General features: G+C 39.2%; 8 protein-coding genes. 3 read left to right on the top strand and 5 right to left on the bottom strand.

Annotation, left to right across the window (positions count from 1 at the left end; all coding sequences use genetic code 11):
* Nucleotides 1-749 precede the first annotated feature (749 nt).
* Nucleotides 750-1,364 (bottom strand): TetR/AcrR family transcriptional regulator, encoded by a 615-nt coding sequence (locus AC07WY_RS15985; RefSeq protein ID WP_494736700.1) that lies wholly within the window; start codon nucleotides 1,362-1,364, stop codon nucleotides 750-752.
* A gap of 86 nt (nucleotides 1,365-1,450) precedes the next feature.
* Here AC07WY_RS15985 and AC07WY_RS15980 point away from each other — a divergent pair, with 86 nt between their 5' ends.
* Entirely contained in the window at nucleotides 1,451-2,659 is a 1,209-nt protein-coding gene (locus AC07WY_RS15980; protein WP_494736699.1) for an oxygenase MpaB family protein, read from the top strand.
* A 116-nt stretch (nucleotides 2,660-2,775) separates the two neighbouring features.
* Here AC07WY_RS15980 and AC07WY_RS15975 read toward each other — a convergent pair whose 3' ends face one another.
* The 4 genes from AC07WY_RS15975 to def form a co-directional block, all read right to left on the bottom strand.
* The gene (locus AC07WY_RS15975) at nucleotides 2,776-3,018 is read right to left on the bottom strand and encodes a DUF4199 domain-containing protein (protein ID WP_262087283.1); all 243 of its coding nucleotides are present in this window, start codon (nucleotides 3,016-3,018) and stop codon (nucleotides 2,776-2,778) included.
* A 42-nt stretch (nucleotides 3,019-3,060) separates the two neighbouring features.
* Nucleotides 3,061-5,133 (bottom strand): TonB-dependent copper receptor, encoded by a 2,073-nt coding sequence (locus AC07WY_RS15970; RefSeq protein ID WP_494736698.1) that lies wholly within the window; start codon nucleotides 5,131-5,133, stop codon nucleotides 3,061-3,063.
* Nucleotides 5,134-5,203: 70 nt separating this feature from the next.
* The gene (locus tag AC07WY_RS15965; protein ID WP_494736697.1) at nucleotides 5,204-5,710 is read right to left on the bottom strand and encodes a DUF2946 domain-containing protein; all 507 of its coding nucleotides are present in this window, start codon (nucleotides 5,708-5,710) and stop codon (nucleotides 5,204-5,206) included.
* A gap of 69 nt (nucleotides 5,711-5,779) precedes the next feature.
* The gene (def, locus tag AC07WY_RS15960; RefSeq protein ID WP_004723400.1) at nucleotides 5,780-6,310 is read right to left on the bottom strand and encodes a peptide deformylase; all 531 of its coding nucleotides are present in this window, start codon (nucleotides 6,308-6,310) and stop codon (nucleotides 5,780-5,782) included.
* Nucleotides 6,311-6,433: 123 nt separating this feature from the next.
* Between def and AC07WY_RS15955 the strand changes: the two genes are divergently transcribed.
* Together AC07WY_RS15955 and dprA are read left to right on the top strand one after the other, a co-directional pair.
* Complete coding sequence (locus tag AC07WY_RS15955; protein WP_262087298.1) at nucleotides 6,434-7,585, top strand: LysM peptidoglycan-binding domain-containing protein; 1,152 nt, start codon at nucleotides 6,434-6,436, stop codon at nucleotides 7,583-7,585.
* Between the two features lie 23 nt (nucleotides 7,586-7,608).
* Nucleotides 7,609-8,736: a DNA-processing protein DprA gene (dprA, locus tag AC07WY_RS15950; protein ID WP_494736696.1), complete on the top strand. Its 1,128-nt coding sequence runs from the start codon at nucleotides 7,609-7,611 to the stop codon at nucleotides 8,734-8,736.
* Nucleotides 8,737-8,775: the final 39 nt, after the last annotated feature.

Raw genomic sequence — 8,775 nt, 5'->3', positions numbered from 1 at the left:
AATCAATCAATGATAATATTTCGATCAATCAATCAGTAAAAATCCACACAAGTTGTTCTTCATATTCTCTTAATGATCTTCTCAATGCTTCGTCAGCATCAAGCTAGGTCGGCTATACTACTCTCTATCTCTAAAAAGTCAATCAATAATGTTAATTATTTTTTCTAACAAACCCAACTCCAATCTCATCTTAAAATCTCAATTCGAAATCTTAACAACTTAATCAAGTGCCTGATTTATCAGAAGTTTTATTTAACATCACCGCCGATGGATGTGCATTCTACAGCATTCACAATCCAACACAACCCCTTTTTTTAATTATTTTTCATTTTATCTATCACTTGCTTATTTATTCTTCTAAAACAGCACTTTTTCTTTAAAAATCTGCTTTTTTGCATAAAAACACAGCAATAAAAAAACCAATACCCCCATCATACATTTGCTAAAACAACTAAAACGGCCTCTTGTATACCTTTAGCATTGTTATAAATGCAATTTAATAGGGATACGGCGAGTAAAATCCATAAAAGGAGATGGGTCAGCTTACTATTGAGTAGAAGCATCGAACTCTTCCCGATAAAGAGATCAATGTTCTATCCCAACTCAAACAATTAGACTCGCTAAAACCAACGCTATAAAACTCACTTTATAAAATCGGGTTCTATAAAACCAAGCTCTATTTGTATTTGGATGTATGTCTATATAAGTCGAGTACAATCTATGGATCCCTACCACCATTAAAGACGATCTTAAAGCGGATTAGGGCTGGCGCCTTGCTCTAGATAAGCCAAGATCATCAAAGTTAATTCTTTTTTTAGCTGCTGTTCTGAAATTAGAAAATTATTATGACTGACATAACGCATCATGGTAAAAAGCGTACTATTGATAATCACAAAGGATTTATTTTTAAGTACTTCAAAACTCCAATGATTAAAAAAACGACTAAACACATACAATCCCACTTCATAGAAATGCTTTTCTAGTACTTTTGCCGCTTCTGAGTTGTTATAGCCATGCCAATGTTTAAGCACTTCAATAAAAAAGCCACCATCGGCTTTCATCATGTCAAAACCGAATTGAAGACTAAGTGGAATGATTTCTTCTAAGCTCAATTCTTCTTGGCTAATTGCAATGTTTTTCAGCGCAAGCCCCAGTTGCTCACTTTTACGACTTAAAAGCTCCTGAATAATTTCTTCTTTATTGCCAAAATACTGATAGATAGAACCGACACTGACACCTGATTTTTCTGAAATTTTGGGTGTAGTGACGTTGATTAAGCCATATTCAGCAACACATAATTGAGTTGCTTCTAAGATACTATCTACGACATTCCGAGCACGTTGTTGTTGTGGTTGTTTTCTCATCTTGCGGTTCACTCCAAAATGCGAATTGAATGCGAATAATTATTCATATTAGAGTTTGACTAAACAATAATCAGGTCGTGCTCAAAATGCAAACATTAATTAAGCCACAACGCCTTGCCTCATTTGAGACCATGGCACAAACAAATATGAAGTCTAAACTTTTTTATTATTTTACAGACCAGCAGCTACAACCCAGTTATGACGAATATCTTTCACTCAATCGTGCCTTACAGACTGGTGATATCGCGATGGACAAAGTTATGGATTGGGTGATGACCAATCCGAGACAAAATAGAAAACTTTTTGAAACAGCCTTGTATCAAGGTTTGGATAAACTTCCCAATGAAATTCCTGAATTAACTGATTTTTTTAAAATGGTTGAACAAGCGCCTACTTGGCTTGATCCAGCTAAAATTGAAACGGCGATCAAATTTACCCATCGTTTAGGGACAAATGGCACTTTTATTTTACGCGATGTGGCTTTAATGACGGGTTATCAATACCCTGGTTTTAATCAACCGTTAATTATGACGGGTGCTTTACATAAATATGCTGGAAAACGCTTAGCTGAAACCCATAAATGGTGGCTTGATGTCAATCAACAAGATAGTTTCTCTCGTTTTAACAATGGTTTTACTTCAACCATTTATGTGCGTTTTATTCATTCGTTGGTACGGCACCAACTCAATAAATCCAAAGACTGGGATAACGATATTTGGGGAGCGCCGATCAATCAATATGATCAAGCCATGACCAATATCGCATTTAGTGCGGTCTTACTTCTCGGTGTCAGAGCCATTGGTATTTTTCCAAGCAAAACCGAATCAGAAGCCATCATGCATTTTTGGAAATATACGGGCTGGTTAATGGGAGTAGATGAAAAATGGCTAGTCAATAAAGAGTCTGACGCATGGAAACTACTGCAATGGATGAATTATGCCCACCCCAAGGCCGATGAAAGTAGCAAAGCTTTAGCCATCAGCTTATCCAAAGAGCCTTTTGAACGACACTACAAACATTTCAATTCCTTTTTGCAAAAAAAAGCCTATCAAAATCATTTGGATATTACTCAGTTTTTTATTGGGCAACGTAAAATGAAAAACCTAGGACTCAAGCCACGTACTTTGGCTTGGTATCCGCTTTATTTAATTGCAAAAAATACCCTGCTCTACCGTAGTGCTAAGCATATCGACAAACTGGATCAATATTTACAACAGAATGGTCGTGCAGAACAAGAATATGCACTCAAACTTTATCAAAATGCAGGGAAACAATTAGCGAGTATGCATCAGTAAGATCTACCCAGCAAACGCACTTCTTCATCAAATAGAAACACTCGAAAAAATAAGGGGAAGCCAATTGGCCTCCCCTTGTTTCACATTACATGACTTCGCGTCACATTACCCATTGATCAATGAGAATGCGTTGCTTCAGAAGCCGAATGATCCATGTTTTGCATACTTTCATGACTCATATTAGACATATCATGTTGCTGAGCTGCATTCTGTTTTTGGCTTGGCATATAGTCAGGCTCGTTGGTAATCGCCAAATAGAAGATTCCCATAAAAATACAGCTTAAAATAATTGCGATAATCAGCAACTTCCATCCCCAAAACGATTTTTCAGGTGACAACTTATTACTGTCATTACTCATAGAACATCCTCATATTTCTGTAAAAATTCAGTTTTAAATCAATTAAAATTTCATGCTAATACGAGCCCAATAATTACGCCCTGTATTATTAAATTGTTGAGTACCGACTTGACCATCCGCACCTACACCCAATTTGTTTAAATGCTCGGTATAGGTTTTATCTAAGACATTGTCGACACCAACAGCAAGATTTAGATCTTTTTGAATGTTATATGACGCATTCAATGCCAAGGTGGTAAAGCTTTTACTTTCACCAGTGTCATAACCGACAATATTACCTTGATTTAAGCTAATACGATCTTGTTTCGCCACAGCACGCCATAATAAGCCTAAAGAATATTTATCTTGAACATAACGTAAATTCAAACGACCTTCTAAAGGTGCAATTTGCGGCAATGGTTTATGCGTATCGGTATTTTCGCCCCATGCATACATTGCACTTAAATCCGCTTGGATCGCATCGGTAAATTGATAACCGATCCCCGCTTCAGCACCCGCGATAGTTGCATCGACATTTTTTGCCCCAGCACTGAATGAAGAACCGTGATCATGCCCACCCATTCCAGCTTTTGGATGATTATGATAACTCAATAAAATAAAGTCATTAATCAGCCCTGCATATGCTGATGTCCATACACTCAATGCATCATGTTGGTATTGATAACCGAGATCCAACTGTAAAGTTTTTTCAGTGTTTAAATCATTAAAAGTCGGTTTAGACATACCAGTATTACCATGTGCAGTACTGAATAGCTCCCAATAATCTGGAACCCGTTCCACATAACCTAAACCAATATAAGATTTGGCATTATGCTCAGGATATTGATTTTCTAAACGAATAAATGCACTTGGCAAAGTTTCTTTACGTTGATCATTCAGTTTTAATGCATCAATTTTAACTTGATCAATTCGTGCACCTGTCACCAATTTATAAGCATCATTAAATTGATAGTTCATTTCTCCGAAAGCACCATAAGATTGGAAGCGCATATCCTCTCTAAATGCAACATTCATGGATGGCATGGTCGGTGATGACATACTGCCGCCATGTTTGTTCAGCTGAGAATCCACCCCAGTAATTAAACTGAGCTTATCCCATTCACTGGTCATAGCTAAACGACTATTTAAAGTACGGCGTGTCACTTGCATTGCCATTGGATTCGACACCATTTGATGTGTATTCATATCATGTGTCATTGGTGGAGTACGTAAACTAAAGTTATCCATAATATGGTCGTTATAACTATAGTTCACTTGCCCTTCGAGCTTTTTAATCACAGGGCTTAAATTCTTCTTTTCAACACGTAAGCCTAGGCTTTCACGTGCAAATTGAGAACCATCCATGGTTCGGCCTGCGTATTCAGCCTCACCATCGGCTTTACCACCCGTCAGTTCAACCCATGTATCTTCATCGGGTGTCCAGCCTAAGGCTAAATCGGTATTCCAGCGTTCCCAAGAAGAAGGCACTTTATTACCATCACCATCCTCATAGCTGTTTGACTCAGAACGATTGGCATTGATACGCATGTATTTTTTACTGTCACCGACAGCAGCTTCAATGTTGTGATCCAAACGTCCAAAAGAACCGACTAAAACACTGGCTTGACCTTGATAATTTTTATCATCTGTTAAGGTTGGTTTCTGACGTTCAAAAATCACCGTGGCTGCTGAACCTGTATTGGCATATTGGACTGTCTGAGGTCCTTTTACCACCGAAATACGGTCAAAACTTTCAGGTTGAATATACGACGTAGGTGCATCCATGCGTGCTGGGCATGCACCTAAATTTTCGGTACCATCTGTTAAAATTTTAATCCGTGAACCAAACATGCCGCGGAATGTGACATCTCCATTGGTTCCACCGCTTTTAATCGAATTAAAGCCTGCAATACTTTGCAAATAATCAGCACCATCTGTGGCAGGTACAGGTTGAATCGGCTGTTTTGGATCAGCATGAATAATCAAACCATTGGCATCATTATTTAACTGTGCTGTAACCACGATTGGAGCAAGTTGAGCTGCATGTTCCTGATCGTGTGCAAACGTCGCTGTAGAATAACAAGCAACAAAAACCGCAGCCGCTAAAGGCTGTAAAAAGAATTGAGGTTGAGCCATTTTCTTTCTCTTAAATCATAAATTAAACAAGGCTGGAGTCAATGAAGACCCTAAAAATTAAGTTTTTGATTTATGCGAAAAGTGGCGGGGCTCGACCTTGGGGAAGTAAAAACAAACGTTGCAATACAAAATAGACATGTCGAAATGCTTTTTGAAATGCAACCAGTCGCACTTGAATACGATCTAATATTTCTTTGACTTCAAGTTCAGGAGGTAAAACCAGATTGCCATAGACTGTACAGTATTGGCACTGGTGACCCGCATCATGGTGATGTGAACTTGGTTGCTCTGGCGCTGCATGCTCAGCATGGGCCAACAGATGGCCATGACTGGCAGCTTCATGTGCAGAAGATACAGATTGATGTTGATGATGAGTGCTATGTTGATGCTTTTCGTAGAAATGACTTTGTACTAAAGCTTGAGTAATAGTTTCACAGACCGGCGCAATTTGATATTGCTTCGGTAGCAAAGGCTGTAAAAATACAGCAATCTGTAAAAAAACTGCGGTAAAACCGAGCAGTAAACCTATTCTCAACAAAACGTTCGTCTCAACATTTTTCGAGCCAGAGTATAACAAAGCCCAAACAAAATTGGGCTTTGTATTGCAGGAAAATTTTAAAAGTTTTTAAAATTCAACTGACTCAGATCAACGTTTTGCTGGAACTTTTTGCTTTTCACGCTGACGAACCACTTTTTCCACTTTTTCACGCGCACGTTGACGCTTTAAAGGGGATAAGTAATCCACAAATAATTTACCGTTTAAGTGATCCATTTCATGTTGAATACATACCGCCAATAGATCATCCGCTTCGACTTCAAAAGCTTGACCTTCAAGGTTAATTGCTTCGATTTTAACTCGTGACGGACGCTCAACTTTATCGTATATTTGAGGAACAGAAAGACAGCCTTCCTCATAAGATAAGGTTTCTTCTGTAAGCGGTGTTATTTTGGGGTTAATGAACACCATAGGTTGGTCTTTGTCTTCAGACAGATCCATTACGATAAGCTGAATATGCTGATCGACCTGTGTAGCAGCCAGACCAATACCTGGCGCTTCATACATGGTTTCAAACATGTCTGCTGCTAACTGGCGAATTTCATCAGTTACCACATCGACAGGTTTTGCAATGGTGCGTAAACGGGGATCAGGAAAACTTAAAATAGGTAATAAGGCCATACTGTACCCTCTGTTGCTATGCCATTGATCTTAAAACTAAATGAAGAATATGCTTCATTAAAAAAATGTGTGTAATATGCGTATTATAACGCATATAGAGACATAATTTTAGGAATTATGATAATGAAAAAGGTTTTAACTGGCATAACGAACTTTCATGCCAAGGGGTTCAAGAAACAATTACTTGCTGTGACACTATGTTTAAGTGCAGGATTCACTTACATGGAAATGACACACGCAAGTCCAAACACCAATCCACCTGCACTGAAATCCAGTGCACCCAATGTCTATGTGGTGAAACGTGGTGATACTTTATGGGATATTGCGGGGAAATTTTTAAGCAAGCCTTGGCGCTGGCCTGAAATCTGGGCAAGCAATAAGCATGTTAAAAATCCACATTGGATTTATCCAGGCGATAAATTATTGTTGTGTACTTTAGATGGTCGCCCATTGATTGGTGTAGATGAAGGTGATGGTTGTGATGGAATTATCCGTCGTCATCAAGGTGGGACATCTTTACGCCCTCAAATACGCGTTGAATCCTTAAATAATGCGATTTCAGTGATTCCATTATCAGATATTCAACCGTGGTTAGAACACAGTATTGTGGTCAATCCTGAATCTTTACAGAACATCCCTTATACCATCGGTGCTGCTGATAATCGTGTGATTACAGGTGCAGGACAAACCGTCTATGCCCGTGGAAATGGCTTAGTCGTGGGTCAACGTTATGGGATTTATCGTGAAGGCAAACCTTATACTTTCCTCAATGCTGAAGGCAAAAAGTTTAATGCGGGCATGGAGTTAACTGAGGTTGCTTCTGCAACTGCGGCGGCTGGTGAAAATGATGTCACCACCCTTGAGTTAACCAAAAGTTATAATGCTGAAGTGCGTAAGGGCGACTATGTCCTGCCAAGCTATGATGCTGAATTGCCGAGTTTGTTCTATCCAACCACCACCAATGAAGTCAGCAATGGCGGTAAAGTGGTTCGTGTACAAGGTTCAATTGGTACAGCAGCGCAATATAGTGTAGTCACCATTGACCGTGGTAGCTTACAAGGTGCTAAACCTGGGCAAGTCTTTAGTATTTACCAACAAGGTGAAACAGTCCGTGACCCAAAAACTAAAGAGTCTGTGAAATTACCAAGTCAAAAAATTGGTACGCTGATGATCTTTAAGAGTTTTGATCACCTCAGCTATGCCTATATTTTGGAAAGTAATTTACCAATTAAAATGGGTGCTGAAATTAAACCACCTGCAATTGCAGATAACTAAGTTTTTCATGATGTGATTTAAATATGTTGAAGCAGATATCCAATGACCAATATGATGCCATCAGACTTTGGTATTTGGTTCAACATTCGCTCAGCGCTTTTCGTAAATTAGAAACACACTTTGGTTCTATCGCAAAAGCGCTGCAAGCTGAAAATTTAAACCGCTGGTCTGAAGCCAAAATTCATAAAAACCATCTTGAAAGAGCCAGTGAATTTTTCACTGCGCTTGGGCAATCCAAATTTCAAGGTTGCTTCGATAAAATTCAACAGCATACAGATTTTATTCTTTTAGATACCGACCCTCATTATCCTCAACAACTGCTACCTTATCCTGATCATCCGCCAATTCTATTTGGTAAAGGTGCATTTCAGAATCTAAGTCAACCACAAATCGCTATTGTGGGTAGCCGAAAGCCAAGTCCGCATGGCAAACAAGTGGCTTATGATTTTGCTTACTATTTGAGTGAAAAGGGCTTTTTTATTACCAGTGGCCTAGCACTGGGAATTGATGCCGCTGCACATATGGGTGGACTAAAACACCATCGAACCATTGCGGTGATCGGTACAGGCTTAGATCTGGTTTATCCTAGTCAAAATAGACAGTTACAAGAACAAATTTTGCAGCATTCAGGAACGATTCTGACTGAATACCTGCCAGAAACCCAACCTATTCAGCGCAATTTTCCCTATCGAAATCGAATAGTCAGTGGTTTGAGCTTAGGTGTTGTTGTCGCAGAAGCACAACTGGGTAGTGGTTCACTGATTACGGCGCAAGCTGCCGCAGAACAAGGTAAAGTGATTTTTGCAATTCCAGGGCATATTTATGGAGAGCATCATCAAGGATGTCATCAGCTCATTCGTGAAGGGGCCATTCTGGTTGATCATCCAGAACAGATTGTTGAAGATTTAGCACTTCCCACCCAATGGCATTGCGCACAACAGTCTGAATTACTCTCCCCAATGCCAGAAATTCCCGAACATTTATTTAAGCTGTATCAGTTGCTGGATTGGATTGGGCAAGACTTAGATACGCTTGCTCAAAGCGCAAATTTAGACATTGCACAACTCACAAGCGATCTTATGGAATTAGAACTTTTGGGTCACTGTATTCAACAATCTGGGCTGTACTTACGTTGCCGAGTCAGTTATTAAGGTTCACAATAGTGGCTTATTCCACGAAATGGCAAGGTA

The sequence above is a fragment of the Acinetobacter sp. GW821-FHT01C12 genome, from assembly GCF_059422625.1.
This window is presented reverse-complemented; position numbering and strand designations above follow the sequence as displayed.